Origin of the sequence: Herbihabitans rhizosphaerae, from assembly GCF_004216555.1 — a bacterium.
GTDB classification, from domain to species: Bacteria; Actinomycetota; Actinomycetes; order Mycobacteriales; family Pseudonocardiaceae; genus Herbihabitans; species Herbihabitans rhizosphaerae.
The window spans coordinates 1,013,701-1,028,163 of record NZ_SGWQ01000001.1 but is presented as its reverse complement, the minus strand read 5'-3'; the positions used below and the strand labels follow the sequence as shown (position 1 = coordinate 1,028,163).

At 69.8% G+C, this 14,463-nt stretch carries 16 protein-coding genes; 9 read left to right on the top strand and 7 right to left on the bottom strand.

Going from position 1 to position 14,463, the window contains the following annotated elements:
* Positions 1-156 precede the first annotated feature (156 nt).
* Positions 157-1,947, top strand: coding sequence for a hypothetical protein (locus EV193_RS05180; protein ID WP_242613143.1), 1,791 nt, complete (start codon positions 157-159; stop codon positions 1,945-1,947).
* Here EV193_RS05180 and EV193_RS05175 read toward each other — a convergent pair.
* Positions 1,939-2,553, bottom strand: coding sequence for a TetR/AcrR family transcriptional regulator (locus EV193_RS05175; RefSeq protein WP_242613142.1), 615 nt, complete (start codon positions 2,551-2,553; stop codon positions 1,939-1,941). The genes EV193_RS05180 and EV193_RS05175 overlap by 9 nt on opposite strands.
* A gap of 23 nt (positions 2,554-2,576) precedes the next feature.
* Here EV193_RS05175 and EV193_RS05170 point away from each other — a divergent pair, with 23 nt between their 5' ends.
* The 3 genes from EV193_RS05170 (at position 2,577) to EV193_RS05160 (ending at position 3,959) form a co-directional block, all read left to right on the top strand.
* Positions 2,577-3,401 (top strand): SDR family NAD(P)-dependent oxidoreductase, encoded by an 825-nt coding sequence (locus EV193_RS05170; protein ID WP_130342737.1) that lies wholly within the window; start codon positions 2,577-2,579, stop codon positions 3,399-3,401.
* 77 nt (positions 3,402-3,478) lie between these two features.
* Complete coding sequence (locus tag EV193_RS05165) at positions 3,479-3,619, top strand: hypothetical protein (protein WP_207222488.1); 141 nt, start codon at positions 3,479-3,481, stop codon at positions 3,617-3,619.
* Positions 3,620-3,794: 175 nt separating this feature from the next.
* The gene (locus EV193_RS05160) at positions 3,795-3,959 is read left to right on the top strand and encodes an SDR family oxidoreductase (protein WP_130342736.1); all 165 of its coding nucleotides are present in this window, start codon (positions 3,795-3,797) and stop codon (positions 3,957-3,959) included.
* Here EV193_RS05160 and EV193_RS05155 read toward each other — a convergent pair whose 3' ends face one another.
* The 3 genes from EV193_RS05155 to EV193_RS05145 form a co-directional block, all read right to left on the bottom strand.
* The gene (locus tag EV193_RS05155; protein ID WP_130342735.1) at positions 3,960-4,526 is read right to left on the bottom strand and encodes a dihydrofolate reductase family protein; all 567 of its coding nucleotides are present in this window, start codon (positions 4,524-4,526) and stop codon (positions 3,960-3,962) included.
* 30 nt (positions 4,527-4,556) lie between these two features.
* Entirely contained in the window at positions 4,557-5,441 is an 885-nt protein-coding gene (locus EV193_RS05150; protein ID WP_130342734.1) for a helix-turn-helix domain-containing protein, read from the bottom strand.
* 103 nt (positions 5,442-5,544) lie between these two features.
* Positions 5,545-6,372 carry an HAD family hydrolase gene (locus EV193_RS05145; protein ID WP_130342733.1) on the bottom strand — a complete coding sequence of 276 codons (828 nt, stop codon included), beginning with the start codon at positions 6,370-6,372 and terminating at the stop codon, positions 5,545-5,547.
* Positions 6,373-6,500: 128 nt separating this feature from the next.
* Here EV193_RS05145 and EV193_RS05140 point away from each other — a divergent pair, with 128 nt between their 5' ends.
* From EV193_RS05140 to EV193_RS05125, 4 genes are all read left to right on the top strand, one after another.
* The gene (locus EV193_RS05140; protein ID WP_423202134.1) at positions 6,501-7,076 is read left to right on the top strand and encodes an RNA polymerase sigma factor; all 576 of its coding nucleotides are present in this window, start codon (positions 6,501-6,503) and stop codon (positions 7,074-7,076) included.
* Positions 7,073-8,356 carry a hypothetical protein gene (locus tag EV193_RS05135; RefSeq protein WP_130342731.1) on the top strand — a complete coding sequence of 428 codons (1,284 nt, stop codon included), beginning with the start codon at positions 7,073-7,075 and terminating at the stop codon, positions 8,354-8,356. The genes EV193_RS05140 and EV193_RS05135 overlap by 4 nt, the downstream gene beginning before the upstream one ends.
* Positions 8,357-8,453: 97 nt before the next feature.
* Entirely contained in the window at positions 8,454-9,344 is an 891-nt protein-coding gene (locus tag EV193_RS05130) for an LLM class flavin-dependent oxidoreductase (RefSeq protein WP_130342730.1), read from the top strand.
* A 15-nt stretch (positions 9,345-9,359) separates the two neighbouring features.
* Positions 9,360-10,250 (top strand): LLM class flavin-dependent oxidoreductase, encoded by an 891-nt coding sequence (locus tag EV193_RS05125; RefSeq protein WP_130342729.1) that lies wholly within the window; start codon positions 9,360-9,362, stop codon positions 10,248-10,250.
* Positions 10,251-10,343: 93 nt separating this feature from the next.
* On the opposite strand, the gene EV193_RS05120 is transcribed toward EV193_RS05125, so the two are convergent.
* Genes EV193_RS05120 through EV193_RS05110 form a run of 3 tightly spaced genes read right to left on the bottom strand, consistent with a single transcriptional unit; the run spans position 10,344 to position 12,961 of the window.
* Positions 10,344-10,913, bottom strand: a complete 570-nt coding sequence (locus tag EV193_RS05120; protein ID WP_130342728.1) for a DUF5825 family protein — start codon at positions 10,911-10,913, stop codon at positions 10,344-10,346.
* Between the two features lie 6 nt (positions 10,914-10,919).
* Complete coding sequence (locus tag EV193_RS05115) at positions 10,920-12,746, bottom strand: RiPP maturation radical SAM C-methyltransferase (protein WP_130342727.1); 1,827 nt, start codon at positions 12,744-12,746, stop codon at positions 10,920-10,922.
* A gap of 35 nt (positions 12,747-12,781) precedes the next feature.
* Entirely contained in the window at positions 12,782-12,961 is a 180-nt protein-coding gene (locus EV193_RS05110; protein ID WP_130342726.1) for a hypothetical protein, read from the bottom strand.
* Positions 12,962-13,205: 244 nt separating this feature from the next.
* On the opposite strand from EV193_RS05110, the gene EV193_RS05105 reads away from it, so the two are divergent.
* Positions 13,206-14,435, top strand: a complete 1,230-nt coding sequence (locus EV193_RS05105) for an MFS transporter (protein ID WP_242613141.1) — start codon at positions 13,206-13,208, stop codon at positions 14,433-14,435.
* The last annotated feature ends 28 nt before the right edge of the window (positions 14,436-14,463 follow it).

The following is a 14,463-nucleotide window of genomic DNA, read 5'->3' as shown; positions in this document are numbered from 1 at the left end:
GGATGCGGCCGCCACTAAGTGCGTCACGGTACCGAGCGTGTTTCTTTGATGTTTCGGCAGTGTCCCTGACGTGCGGTGATCACATATGGATCAACGCGCTCGCGTGCTCCAGGGTTGCCTGATCGTGTGACGTCGCGTGCGTGCGAGAGTGTGCGCGTGGTGGACGTGCGTGACGCGGCGAGCGCCGGTGAGACGGCGGGCGGCGCGCCGGCCCGGTGGTGGGATTCGGCCGCGATCCGGGTGGCCGCGCACGCCACCTGGGTGGTGCTGCTGTGCGTCGCGGTGGTCGCGCGGATCGGGCGGTTCGGCTTCAATCCCAGCGACCAGGGCTTCATGCTGTCGCTGTCCTGGCGCCTGATCAACGGCGAGATCCCGCACGTCGACGTGATCTCCGCGCGCCCGCTCGGCTCGGCCGTGCTGCACGTGCTCGACTTCGCCGTACCGGCACCGCTGTTCGTGTCCTCGGCGTTCGTGGCGGCCCTGGAGATCACGGTGGCCACGATCGCGCTGGCCGTGTTGATCACCGGTGAGTCGCCGCTGCGCTGGGGGCCGCTGCGCACCGGGCTGGTGGCGGCCGCGGCCCTGGTCAACATGCACACGTTCCCGCTGATGGCCTGGCACACGGTGGACGGGATCTTCCTGGCCGCCGTGGGCTGGTGGCTGCTGGACTCGGGCCTGCGCGGCGACTCGGCGTGGCGCCGGCGCCTGGGGTTGTTCCTGGTCGGGTTCGCCGTGATGTGCAAGCAGAGCTTCGCGTTCGCCGCACCGGTGGCGCTGGCGATGCTGCTGTGGCACCCGGCGGTGCGCCGGCGGCCGCGACGCTGGGGCGCGACGGTGGTCGACGTCGTCGCGCTGGGCGCGTTCCCGCTGGTGTACTTCGCGGTGGTGACCGTGGCCGGCGGGCTGGGCGAGTCGATCAGCCAGCTCACCGGTGGCGCGCAGGCCTGGGGCGAGCGGCTGTGGCAGGTCTGGTCGACCGATTTCACCGCGCCCGGATTCGATCCCCGGCCGGTGGCGCTGCTGTTCGCCTGTTGTGCGATCGGCGCGGCGCTGGCGCGCGGGCCACGGTGGACGGTCGCGGTGCGGGTGGCCGGCGCGGTCGCGGCGACCGTGCTGGTCGTGTACGTGATCGCGGACGGCGCGCTGGTGCGGGCCGGCGACTGGGCGATCGCGCTGTTCTGGATGCTGCTGGCCGCCGCCGCGGTGGACGGCGTGATCCGGCGTGCGGTGCCGTGGCGCGGGCTGATGGTGGCGTTGCTCGGTTGGATGTGCAGCTTGTCGTGGGGGTACTCGTCGCCGACGCTGCTGGGCGGCAGCCTGGCGTTCGGCGCGATGTGGCTGGTGTGGCGGTCGGTCCCGGTGCCCGTGCTGGCGGCACCCGTGCGGCTGGGTACGGCGACCGCGCTGGGCCTCGCCGGGACGGTTCTCGCCGGGCTGCTCGTGGCCGCCGAGCACGATCGCGCACCGTATTTCGATCAGCCGCAGGGAATGCTCACCAGAGACCTGGGCGACGTGCTACCGAGTATGCGCGGAATTCGTACCAGTGAGAACACGCATCGATACGTCGCGCAGATGAGCGACTGTATTTCTCGTCATCCGGCCGGCGGGATCGCGGTATTCCCGGACAATCCGTTCGTGTATCCGGCGACTCGGCATCAGAATCCGTTCCCGATCGACTGGCCGCTGCCGATGGAGCTGGTCGGCGACGCGCGCGAGCGGATGCTGAACACGGTGAAGGAGCTGAACGCGCGCGGGGACTATCTCGTGCTGTTCCAGACGGTTTCCTTTCCCGCCTTGGGTTCCGGCGCCACGGTGCCGGCGAGCGTTCCGGTCGACGCGCCGATCGCCGGATACGGTGATCTCGAGGAGACGATCCGTTCCGGGTTGACCGATCAGCGGATCAGCTGCGGCAGTTTCGTGGGAGTCTGGTCGCCGCCCTCACGCTGACGGCCAGCAGTGCATCGCCATTTCGGCGACAGCCAGCAATTCCGATTTCGACGCGCCGTCGCGGGCCTGCTGCGACATTCCCTGGAGAACCGCTCCGGTGTATCGCGCCAGCGCCTTGGCATCGGTTTCCGGTGGCAGTGCGCCCCTCCGGATATCGGACTGGATCCGCTTGCGAATGGCGGTGACATTGGCGTTGCGGATGTCCCGCAGCATCGTCTCCACGTCGGCCGACGCCTCGGTGCAGTTGATCCCCGCGCTGATGACCAGGCACCCGCGCGGGTGGCCGCGCTCGGTGTAGGCGACGGCCGCCTCGGCGAGCATCCTGGCCACGCCGGCGCGGACCGTGGGCTCCTCGTCCAGCGCGCCCTTGGCGAACACGCCGTGCGTGCGCTGGTACACGTCGACGACCTCGGCGAACAGCCGCATCTTGTCGCCGAACGCGGCGTACATGCTGGGCGCGCGAATGCCCATGGCGCCGGTGAGGTCGGCGATCGAGGTGGCGTCGTAGCCGTGCTCCCAGAACGTGAGCATCGCGCGGCGCAACGCCTCATCCCGGTCGAAACCCCTTGGCCGACCCGGCCGCGCCCCCTGTTCTGTCGCCGTCACCCCCACATTCTATGACGAGCGTTATGGAATTGCCGATACTGTTCGATTCCGGGGCGATCTACGGGAAGGCCGGTGCGGCTGTGGGCGCGTTGGACGGCAAGACGGCGCTGGTGACCGGCGCGAGCCGGGGGATCGGCCAGGCGATCGCCAAGCGGCTGGCCGCCGACGGTGCGCTGGTGGCCGTGCACTACGGCAGCAACGACGCCGCGGCGAGGCGGACCGTCGAGGACGTGAAAGCCAAGGGTGGCAAGGCTTTCCCGGTGCGCGCCGAACTCGGTGTGGCCGGCGACGCGGAACGGCTGTGGGTCGGGTTCGACGCCGGCCTGCGTGAACTCGGCGCCGAGCCGGGCGTGGACATCCTGGTCAACAACGCCGGTGTCGCCCCGGCCGGCGACTTCACCGCCACGACCGCCGCGGATCTGGATCGCGCGTTCGCGGTGAACGTCAAGGCGCCGTTCCGGCTCGTCCAGACCGGGCTGACCCGGCTGCGCGACGGCGGCACCGTCGTCAACATCTCCTCCAGTGCCACGCGGGTCGCGAGCCCGATGACCATGGCGTACTCGATGACCAAGGGCGCGCTGGACGTGTTCACCCGCACGCTGGCCGCCGCACTCGGCGAGCGCGGGATCACGGTGAACTCGGTGTCGCCCGGGTTCGTCGAGACCGACATCAACTCGGCGTGGCTGCGCGGCAGCGAGGAGACCTACGCGCAGGTCGTGAACGCCGCGGCGCTCAAGCGGATCGGCGAGCCGGAGGACATCGCGGACGCGGTGGCGTTCCTCGCCTCGCACGACGGCAGGTGGATCACCGGGCACGATCTCGACGCCACCGGCGGCCTGCGCCTCTGATTTGTGTAGCGATCGATACGGTTCTTCGGCTAGGCTAATTCTGTATAGATCGCTACAGAAAAGGCGCGCTGATCGCCGTGCACTACGGCAGCAACGACGTGGCGGCCAAGCAAACCGTGGACGAGATCACGGCCGCCGGCGGCACGGCTTTCCCGGTGCGCGGCGAGCTGGGCGTGCCGGACGACGCACGAACGCGCGGACCTCACCCGTGTGAGTGAACCAGCGCCCTGAAACCCCTGGTCAACGCCCCGCTGCGGGATCGAGCCCGCTGAATCCCGTTCAGTTGTGCGCTCCGGAGACCTCTCCTCACGCGCGTCGCGTTCCCCTCGATCATCGCGTACTCGATGACCAAGGGCGCGCTGGACGTGTTCAGCCACACGCTGTAACCCGTGGCTGCACGACAGCGCGGAGGACTACGCCCGCGCGGCCGGCTACTCCGCGCTGAACCGGGTCGGGGAGGTCGATGACGTGGCCGACGCGGTGGCGTTCGTGGTGTCGAACGACGCGCGCTGGGTCACCGGCCACGACCTCGACGTCACCGGCGGCTCGATGCTCTGATCATGGGCGGCGGTAGGTCAGGTGCACGGCGGCCGGCGTGTGCACGCATTCGGTGAGTTCCAGGCCGACCAGTGCACGGCCGGCCGGCTCGAACAGCCGGGTGCCGGCGCCGAGCAGCAGCGGCACCAGGTGCAGCCGGATCTCGTCCACGATGCCGGCGGCGAGCGCTTGCTGTGCGATCGCCGGTCCGCCCATGATCACCAGGTCACGCTCGCCGGCCGCCTCGCGGGCCAGTTCCACCGCTCGGGTGAACCCGTCCGTGACGAAGGTGAACGTGGTGGGCCCCTTCACCAGCATCTCCTTCGGTCGGCCGGTCACCACGAAGCACGGCCGGCGGAACGTGCCGTCCTCGCCCCACGGTCGCTCGCCGAGGTCGAACATCCGCCTGCCGAGCAGGAACGCGCCGGCGCGGTCCAGTGGCCGCCGGGCGAACGGCGCGTCAGCCGCCTCGTCCATCCAGGCGTGCAGCCGCTCGCCCTCCACGCCCATCGGCGTGTCCATGTCCACGTCCGGGCCCGTCGCGAACCCGTCGATCGAGACCGAGAATTCCAGCACCGTGTTCGTCATGCACGGGTAGACCGCCACGGCGGCGAAAACTCATCGCACGAGGTCAGAACCGGCCGTGCAGGCGAGGTCGTACTCGCTCGCCAGGCCGGCGAGGAACTTCCTGGAGTCCTCCGCATTAAGCGCGATCGCGGCAATGTCGGGAAGCAGTTCACTGTACGGTCGCACCAGTTCGGGGCCTTCGAGGAACACGCCATGGGCATGACTGTCCAGATAGGCCAAAGGGTCATGACGTTCGAAACCGAACAGCCGGAAAGCCCCGCCGAAGATGGACTTCTCGCCAGCGCTGATTGGTACGACTCGGATCGTGATGTGTGGCAGCCCGGACAGCAGCACAAGTTTGAGCACTTGCTCATGCATGACGGCTGAACCGCCCACGGGGATCCGAAGCGCTTGCTCGTGCACGTAGAAGTCGAATCGGGCCGGAGTTGGCCTGTGAAGGGTTTCCTGGCGGCGCATCCGGACCTGCGCATATCGGCTGATGGTCTCATGCGATCGATTTGACCGACCCGTATTCATGGCGAGGGCATATTCGGGCGTCTGGAGCAGACCCGGCACGAGGAGTGGCTCGTACATCACCGACTCAGCCGCTGTTGACTCGTGGAAGATCAGCGAGTGGAGCTGGTTGTTGACCCACTCGCCGTGCGGGCTGAGCCAGTAGCCGAGCCTGCGATCGGCGATTCGGCACAGTTCGAGCATCTCCAAGGCCTGCGGCCGGTACACCTTGCAGGGGCCGAGGTAGTGGAACACGTCCACGGTCGGCAGCCCGATGTGCCCGGACTCGATCCGGGAGATCTTGGTCGACGACCAGCCGGTCTGACGCCCCAGCTCGCGCTCGGTCAGCTTGGCGGCGTGCCGCCGTTTCCGTAGTTCCGCGCCCAGTTCTCGATAACAGGCGTCCGCCCGTCTCCTCGCCATGCGGATAACCGTACGGACGGTGTGACGCCAATTCGCCTGGCGCGCCGAAATCTCATCCCAACGGATTAGCGTGCGCCATTGTTTGCCACCCGCGCACACCAATTCAGAACCAGCGTTCGAGCACCTGGGCCACGCCGTCCTCGGAGTTCGGCGCGGTGACCTCGTCGGCGACGGCCATCGCCTCGGCGTGCGCGTTGGCCATGGCCACCCCGTGCCCGGCCCAGCGCAGCATCTCCACATCGTTGGGCATGTCCCCGAACGCGATCACGCTCGCCGCGTCCACTCCGAGGCGCTCGGCGACATCGGACAGCCCGGTCGCCTTCGTCACCCCGCGCACGGAGATCTCGATCAGCCCGTTGCTCGTCGAGAACGTCACGTCCACCGCGTCGGACAGCACCTCGACGGCGGCCTGGACCATCTCCTCGCTGGTGAGCTTCTCGTGGCGCACCAACAGTTTCGTCGCCGGCTGCCCCAGCACCTCGGCGCGCGGCGCGACGTTGTGCTCGTTGTCGCCCCACGGGTTGGAGAACGCCGGCTCGTGCATGAACGTGCGCCCCAGGTGCTCGAGGAACGTCTCGCGGCGCACCGACGCGGTCACCCGTTCCACCGCGATCGACATCCCCGGCAGCACCCGTTGCAGCGCGTGCGCGACGTCGTGCAGCACCATCGGGTCGATCTCGGTCGCCGAGAGCACCTGGTCCGCGCCGATGTCGTAGAGCACCGCGCCGTTGGAGCACACCGCGTAGCCGTCCAGCCCGGCGGCGTCGGCCACGGACGGGATCCAGCGCGGCGGTCGGCCGGTGACCAGCACGAACGGCGTCCCTGATCCGGTCACTCTGGCGATCGCGCGCTCGGTGCGCGAGGTGACCCGCTCCATCGGATCGAGCAGGGTTCCGTCCACGTCGGATGCGACCAGTCTCGGCTTCTGCACGGGGTTATCTTCTCGCGATTGGCACGCCCGTCCAGCATCGCCGTCGGAGAATGGCGCGAGACTCACAACGATTCGCGCGCTGCCGGCCACTGACAGACGTGACCACCAACGCGAGATCTCCAGGGGTGTTGACCTTGCCGGTACCCGAGGCCGCGGAGCACACCGATGCCGAGCTGTGGCGGCGTGCGGCCGACGGCGGCAAGGCCGACTTCGGCGTGCTCTTCCAGCGGCACGTGCAGCGGCTGTGGAACCACGCGTACCGGCTGACCGGCTCGTGGGCCCAGGCCGAGGACCTCACCTCGGCCACGTTCCTCACCGCGTGGCGGCGCAGAGCCGAGATCACCCTCGTGCGGGACAGCGCGCTGCCCTGGCTGTACACGGTGATGGGAAACCTCGCCCGGGACGAGCGTCGCGGGCTGCTGCGGCGGCTGCGACTGGTGAAGAAGGTGTCCGAGCCGGTCGCGGTCGCCGACCACGCGGACAGTGTGGCCGCCCGGGTGGACGACGAGGCCAGAGCGCGGCGCGCGGCCGACGCGATCACCGCGCTGCCGCCCGCGCAGCGCCGGGTGGTCGAGCTGTGCCTGGTCGCCGGTCTCGCCCCCGCGGAGGCGGCCGAGGTGACCGGAATTGACCAGGGCACCGTGCGCGGCCACCTGTCCCGCGCGCGAGCACGACTCCGTCAGACGTTGGAGGAATCGGAATGAGCATCGACGACTTCGACCGTCCGGATAGGACGATCCCGGACGATGTGCGGAATCGCTTGCGGGACAAGGTTTTTCGTGGCATCGACGGCCGGAGTACGCGCTGGTACGCGCCGATCGCGGCGGCGGCCGCGGTGGCTGTCGCGGCCGGCGCCGTGGCGATCGCGCAGCCGTTCGGCAACGGCGAGGACACGGCCGCACCGGTGCTGTCGCCGTCGACGTCGAAGCCGACTACCACCACGTCGTCGCCGCCGAACTACGCCGAGCCGCCGCTGGATCCGGTCAAGGCCAAGGTGCAACTGGACCGCTGTTGGGCGGCGGCGCTGCGGACGGGTGCGGCGGCGCGGCTGCCGGACCGTGCGCGGTGGTTGCCGGTGTTCACCGTGGACGACTTCCGTGGCACGACGGTCACCGCCGCGCACGCGGACGGCAAGCCGCTGTTCTGCGAGACCACCAGGACGAAGGTGACGCTGACGGACCCGAACGCGGCACCGGCCCACCTGTCGCGCGGGCGCACCTCGGTGGCGCTGATCAGTCCACAAGGGACACTCGCCGGAGTGCTCGATCCCGCGTGGCGCGAGCCGAACTTCCGAGCGGAGGGCGACGGCATGTCCGGCGGCGGGCCGGCGTGGCACAAGGACCGCCTGTTCGTTTTCACCTCAGCCGTCACTCCTCGGCCGGGCAAGGTCACCGCGATCACGGCTGACGGCGAGCTACGGGTGCCCACCCCATGGCCACCGGCCGTGGCCGTGACCGAGCCGATCGGCCCACCACCGGACCGCACGTCCGAGCGTGGCAAGGCGCTCGACGCGTGCATCGCGGCCGCCATGAGCCAGAACGGCGTGCCGGACCCGGAAAGCTGGCATCCCGGTGCCGCGGCCGGCTCCGGTGACGAGCTTGTCGCGTTCGCGGTGGCCGGGGACCGGGTCGCCTCGTGCACCGACCAGGGCGCGAAGCGTCACCCGCAATTCGGTGTGTACCAAGAGAAGCGGGCGACACCGGACGCGCCGGCGAAGCCGAGGGTGCTGGCCCTTCCGCCGGTGATCGGCGGGAAGATCGCGGTCGGCGGCACGCTGCTCCCGGAGGCGCGTCGGATGGAGATCACCGTGCCGGGGCGGCCGCCGGTGTCGGCGGACGTGCACGACGCGACTTTCGCCGCATTGTTGCTGCCGAAGGAGAACACGTTGGAAAGGGCGCAAATGCCCGATTTGAACGGAATCGTGTGCACTGTGTACGACGCGCGCGGGACAGTGCTGTACACAGGAAAGTTGTACGGGGAGTGAGCGATTCGTGACCCGGATCGCCATCAAAAGCGACCCGGGTCACGGTCACGTACCAAACGTTGGTTGATACCAAACACTTGGCACTACGGTCGGGCACGTGCGCGTAGGCATCCTCATCCACCCCGAGCACCGGTGGTGGATCGCTGAACCGAAATGGCGAGCCGTTGAGGAGTACGGCTTCCACCACGCCTGGACCTCCGACCACCTCGGCTGGAGAACACTCGTGGACGGCCCGTGGTTCGGCGCGATGCCCACTCTCACCGCCGCGGCCACCGTGACGACCAAGATCCGGCTCGGAACCTGGGTCGCCTCACCGCAGTTCCGCCATCCGGTGTCGTTCGCCCGGGAGATCATCACGCTCGACGACGTGTGCGACGGGCGGTTCACGCTCGGCGTCGGATCGGGCGGCAGCGGCGACTACGACCAGCGGGTGATGGGCGGAGAACCGTTGTCCGCCAAGGAAAAGGGCGTGCGGTTCGGTGAGTTCGTGGAGCTGCTCGACCAGCTCCTGCGACACGACAGGACGAGCTGGAGCGGCGAGTACTTCGAGGCGGTCGAGGCACGCAACGCGCCGGGGTGCGTGCAGAAGCCACGAGTGCCGTTCCTGATCGCCGCGAACGGGCCGAAGGGCATGCGGCTGGCCGCGCGGCACGGCACCGGCTGGGCCACGATCGGCGGCGGCGAGTGGCAGGAGTCCGACGACATGACCGCGTGGTGGCGCGGTGTCGCGGAGGTCGCGCGCAAGTTCGACGACGCGGTGGAGGCCGACGGGCGCACCGTGCCGATCGACCGCTACCTGGGCCTGGACGCCGCGCCGCAGTACGTGCTGTCCAGCCTGGAGGCGTTCACCGACGCGCTCGGACGGGCCGAGGAGCTGGGGTTCACCGACGTCGTGGCGCCGTGGCCGAGGCACGACGGGATCTACGCGGGCAGCGAGTCGGTGCTCGAGCAGGTCGCCTCGGACGTCCTGCCGGCACTGTCGCGCTGAAGTAGCGTGGCCGGCGTGCGAGTGGGTGTGGTGATCCTTCCGGAGTACCGGTGGTCCGAGGCCGCGCCGAAATGGCGTGCGGCCGAGGAATACGGCTTCCACACCGCGTGGACCTACGACCATCTCGGCTGGCGATCGCTGGTGGACGGGCCGTGGTTCGACTCGATCGGCCTGCTCACCGCCGCGGCCACGGTCACCTCGAGCCTGCGGCTGGGCACGCTGGTCGCCTCGCCCAACTTCCGGCACCCGGTGTCGTTCGCGCGGTCGCTGATCGCGCTGGACGACATCTCCGACGGGCGTTTCACCCTCGGCGTGGGCGCGGGGCACGCGGGCCAGGACAAGTACGACAACGTGGTGATGGGCACGCCGGAGCCGTCGATGCGGGAGCGCGCCGAGCGGTTCGCCGAGTTCGTCGAGCTGACCGACGCGCTGCTCACCACGCCGAAGACTTCCTTTGAGGGCAAGCATTTCAGCGCGGTCCAGGCGCGGATGGCGCCCGGCTGCGCGCAGAAGCCGAGGGTGCCGTTCATGATCGCCGGCACCGGGCCGAAGGCGATGCGGCTGGCCGCGCGGTTCGGCCAGGGGTGGATCACCACCGGCACGGTGCGCGACGACGTGGACGGCTGGTGGGGTTCGCTGCGCGCACAGGTCGAGCGGTTCGACGAGGCGCTGCACGAGCAGGGCCGCGATTCCGCCGGGGTGGCCCGGTGCCTGCTGCTGGACGCCTCGCCGGTGTACTCATTGTCCACAGTGGACACATTCGCGGAGATGGTCGGCCGCGCGGGCGAATTCGGGTTCACCGACGTGGTGGTGCACTGGCCGCGGCCGGACGGGATCTACGCCGGCGACGAGTCGGTCCTCGAACGCGTCGCCTCCGACGTGCTCCCCACCCTCACCGTCCAGTAATTCGCGAGTCCCGCGCCCTGCACCGGTGAGTCCCGCGCTGTGCACGATGCGGGGCGCGGGACTCGGGGTGTCTGAGCGCGGGACTCGCGAGGTTCAGATCTCGGTGTGCGGGATCGGCCAGCGCAGGAGGCGATGCGGCAGCACGTGGTGGCCCTCGTCGACGCGCACCGCGAGCCCGGTGTCCACCAGATCGGCCAGCAGCGCCTCGTCGGCCGCCGCATCCTCGGCCAGCGCGACGAACCGGTTGGCCAGCGCGCCGGTGATCAGCACGTCCCGGTGCTCGCCGTCCGGCCGCAGATCGCGCACCCGCACGAACCCCGGCCCGACGCGGTAGCAGCACAGGCCGGCGCGGTGCCCGTCGCGCCACCGCCGGGCGTACTCGCCCCGGCCGGCCGGCGGTGTCAGGTGCACGAGCGTGCGCACCGGCCAGGGCGGCTCGCCGCCCAGCGTCCACTCCAGTGGCACCCGCCGCGCGGTGGCGTCGGTCAGCAGCCGCAGCACGGCCGGCGCGCGCTCGCCGAAGGACAGCGGATCGGTGATCACCAGCCGCCGCGCGAACGCCTGCGCCCGGCGCACCACGCCACGCGCCCGCGCCACCGTCAGCTCTGCGGCGGGCACCACGAGATGGTCGGGCCACAGCTCGCCCGGCTCGGCGGTGCGCACCCCGGCTCAGCCGCCCCTCGGCGAGGTGGCCAGGCCGACCCAGCGCCCGCCCTCGGTGAACACCAGGCCGTGCGCACGCAGCTCGTCCAGCCACCCGGTGAGGCCGTCCTCGTCCCACGCCAGGCCCGCGTCGGCCAGCCGGCGCAGCAGCCCGCGCACCGAGCGCCCGTGCTCCAGCTCCTGCCACGCGACGCACTGCCGCTCGTCGTCAAGCAGGTGATCCGCGGCCGGCCAGCCGATCCGCCGGTCCCTGATCACGATGCCGGCGGCGGTACGCGTACTGACCAGCGAGCTGTCCGGGTAGCCGTCGATCCACCGGCGCACCGCCTCGTTCAGCGGCGCGACCTGTTCGGCGGTCAGCCCGCGGTCCGGCGTGTCGAACAGGTACACCAGGTCGTGCAGCCGCTCGGACGGCCGGTCGTAGACGTGCCGGTACACCTCGGCAGGTGTGCGGACCGGGAACCCGAGCGACGGGTCGGCGAAGTACGGGCTGAACCTGTTCAACTCGATCCGCGCGGTGCAGCTCGGCGGCTGCAGGTGCACCAGCGCGGGCAGTTGCGGCAGTACGGCGGCGTAGTCCTCGGCCCGCTCGCCGGGGAACCCGTACAGCCAGTTCCACGACACGGTCAGGCCGGCCGACTCCAGGTCGCGCATGGTGCGCACGTTGTGCACCGCGCGCACGCCCTTGTTCATCCGCGCCAGCACGTCGTCGACCAGCGACTCGATGCCGGGCTGCACGCTGCGCACCCCGGCCGCGTCCAGCACGTCGATCTGCGTCCGGGTGAGGTTCGCCTTCACCTCGTAGTGCAGCCGCAGGTCCCAGCCGCGGCCGGCGATCTCCGGCAGCGCGGTGCGCAGGTAGGTCGGCTCCAGGATGTTGTCCACGACCATCACGTCGAGCACCGCGTGCCGGGTGATCAGGTGCTCGACCTCGGTGGTGAACACCTCGGGTTCCTTGGCGCGGAACGCCATCGCGGTGCCGTTGAGCCCGCAGAACGTGCAGTGATGGTGCTCGCCCCACCAGCAGCCGCGCGCGGACTCGACCACCAGCTCGGCCGCCGAGTGCTCGCTGACCGTGGACTTCTCGAACGCGGCGAACCAGTCGTCGAAGTCCGGGGCGACCAGGTGCGCGGGCGGCACCAGCCGTCCCGGCGGGTTCGCCACCGTGGCACCGGCCGGCGTGCGCCAGCACAGGCCGGGCACGGCGTCGAGCCGGTCCGGCGCGCCGGACAGGGTCTGGACCAGCAGCGGGTAGCTCTCGTCGCATTCGCCGCGCAGCACGAAGTCGATCGCCTCGAATTCGCGGTGCAGCGCGATCCCCATGGGGCCGTCGCAATTTCCGCCGCCGAACACCACGGCGATTTCGGGCCTGCGCTGTTTCAGCCGGGTGGCCACCGCGAGGCTCGGCACGTTCTGCATGAACGTCGTGGTGAATCCGATCAACTCGACGTCGAGCGCGGCGAGTTCGTCCACGACCAGGTCGACGAACTCGTCCGCGTGTTCCCGCGCGGCCGAGGCCGATCGCATGCGCAGATTCCGCCGCTCGGCGTACTCGCGCATGGGCTCGATGCCGAAGTCGGCGCCGAACAACGTGCCGGCGAATATCCAGTCGCCGAGCGCGTGGTTGAATCCCGCCTCAGCGATTGCGGTGTATTCGAACGGCGAGAAAGCGCCACCAGTGCGCTCGGCGAGGAAATCGGCGAACCGCAGTCCGCCGTGATAGCCGATAGGGGCATCGATGCCCTTGTTCCGGCACGCCGTGCGCAATACCCCGATGGCCAGCGACGGCCGGGAAAGGTCGTGCCACGGCATACAGACGAGACAGGTGCGCATGACCCGGACCACTACGAAGTCGCAGCGCCATCAGGTCAGTGCTCGGCGAGCGGTGGTCGGCCGCCGGCGGCCGGATTCGGTTCTTCGGCTTCGAACGCACATCCGGGAAGGAGGTCGGACGCGCCGAGAATTACGCGCGTACCCTTCTTTCCCGGGCGGACATCCTTCGCGAGATGCTTGATCGTCATGCTGCCGGAGTCGCTGTTTTCGATCATTTTCCGAACCTCCCAGCGGGCGAGGACTGGTTCCATCCTGGACTACCCGGATGTACGTGAGGATACGGAGTCGTCACGGCGCGCTCAAGAAGCAAAGTGTGGACTAAATCAATGATTTAGCGTTTGTCGCCCGTTAGTCTGGTCGGGTGACCTTGTGGTTGTCGCGTCCCTCGCGTGCGAAGGTGGTCGTACTCCGACCGCTGGGGAGGTCTGATAATCGGTGGGCACTCTGGGGAACAACCGGTTGAATTGGTTGCTGTCGTCCAGCGCATTGTCCAACCTCGGCGACGGCATCGGCCAGGTCGCGTTTCCGTTGGTCGCCGCCATGCTCACACGAGACCCGGTGTTGATCGCCGGACTCGCCGTCGCGCAGATGCTGCCGTGGCTGCTGTTCGGCGCGGTGGCCGGCGTGCTGCTCGACCGGGTCGACCGGCGCAGGGCGATGCTGGTCGCGAACGTGCTGCACGCGGTGGTGGTCGGCGCGCTGGCGATCATGGTGCTGGCCGGCACCGCGTCCATTCCGATCGTGTACGTCGCCGCGCTGCTGATGGGCACGGCCGAGACGGTCGCGGACAGCGCGGCCACCGTGCTGATCCCCGCGCTGGTCGACAAGAGCGACCTGGAGAGCGCCAACAGCAAGCTGCAGTCCACCGAGATCGTCGGCCAGATCTTCGTCGGCAACCCCGTCGGCAGCCTCGCCTTCGCGGTGTTCGCCGCGTTCCCGTTCCTGCTCAACACCGCGGCCTACGTACTCGCCGCGATCCTGCTCGTCGGGCTGGCCGGCAGCTACTCGGCGCGTCAGGCCGCCGATGTCGAGCCGGTGCGCGGGATGCGGGCGGAGTTCGCCGTCGGCGTGCGCTGGCTGCGCGGCAGCCCGCTGATCCTGCGGCTGATCGTGCTGGCCGGCCTGCTCGGCATGACCATGGAGTTCGCCCAGGCCCAACTCGTGCTCTACGCGCTGGAGGACCTGCGGCTGTCCGAGGCCGCGTTCGGCGTGTTCGCGTTCGCCGCCGGGGTGGGGGGCCTCGCCGGCACCGGAATCGCCGCGCGTCTGGTCGCCCGGTTCAGCCGCTGGTCGGTGCTGCTGGCCGGCATCGTGGTGTCCGGGCTGGCGATCGGGGCGATGGGCCTGGTCCACCAGCCGGTACTGGCCGCCGTGCTGCTCGGCTGCTTCGGCGGCGCGGTGATCGTGATCAACGTGGTCGTCGGGACGCTGCGGCACCTCGCCGTCCCGGACGCGCTGCTGGGTCGGGTGATCGGGGTGTGGCGGACGCTGGTGTGGGGTGCGGTGCCGGTGGGCGCGCTGATCGGCGGGCTGCTCACCCGGTGGCTGCACAGTCCGAGTTGGACGTTCGTGGTGTCCGGTGCGAGCCAGGTGGTGATCGCCGGCGCCGCGGCGATGTTCCTGCGCCCGTTCCGCGCCCGGATCAACGGGCGACCCGCTTTGTCGGCCGGTGCGGATACGGTGGCCTGAGTTTCCTTATCCGGCAAGGAGTTCACCT

Excerpts from the sequence above, each read along its gene's own strand:
- EV193_RS05170 (WP_130342737.1), top strand. The coding sequence starts at position 2,577 with ATGGAATTGCCGATACTGTTCGATTCCGGGGCGATCTACGGGAAGGCC.
- EV193_RS05155 (WP_130342735.1), bottom strand. The coding sequence starts at position 4,526 with ATGACGAACACGGTGCTGGAATTCTCGGTCTCGATCGACGGGTTCGCG.
- EV193_RS05150 (WP_130342734.1), bottom strand. The coding sequence starts at position 5,441 with ATGGCGAGGAGACGGGCGGACGCCTGTTATCGAGAACTGGGCGCGGAA.
- EV193_RS05135 (WP_130342731.1), top strand. The coding sequence starts at position 7,073 with ATGAGCATCGACGACTTCGACCGTCCGGATAGGACGATCCCGGACGAT.
- EV193_RS05115 (WP_130342727.1), bottom strand. The coding sequence starts at position 12,746 with ATGCGCACCTGTCTCGTCTGTATGCCGTGGCACGACCTTTCCCGGCCG.
- EV193_RS05110 (WP_130342726.1), bottom strand. The coding sequence starts at position 12,961 with ATGATCGAAAACAGCGACTCCGGCAGCATGACGATCAAGCATCTCGCG.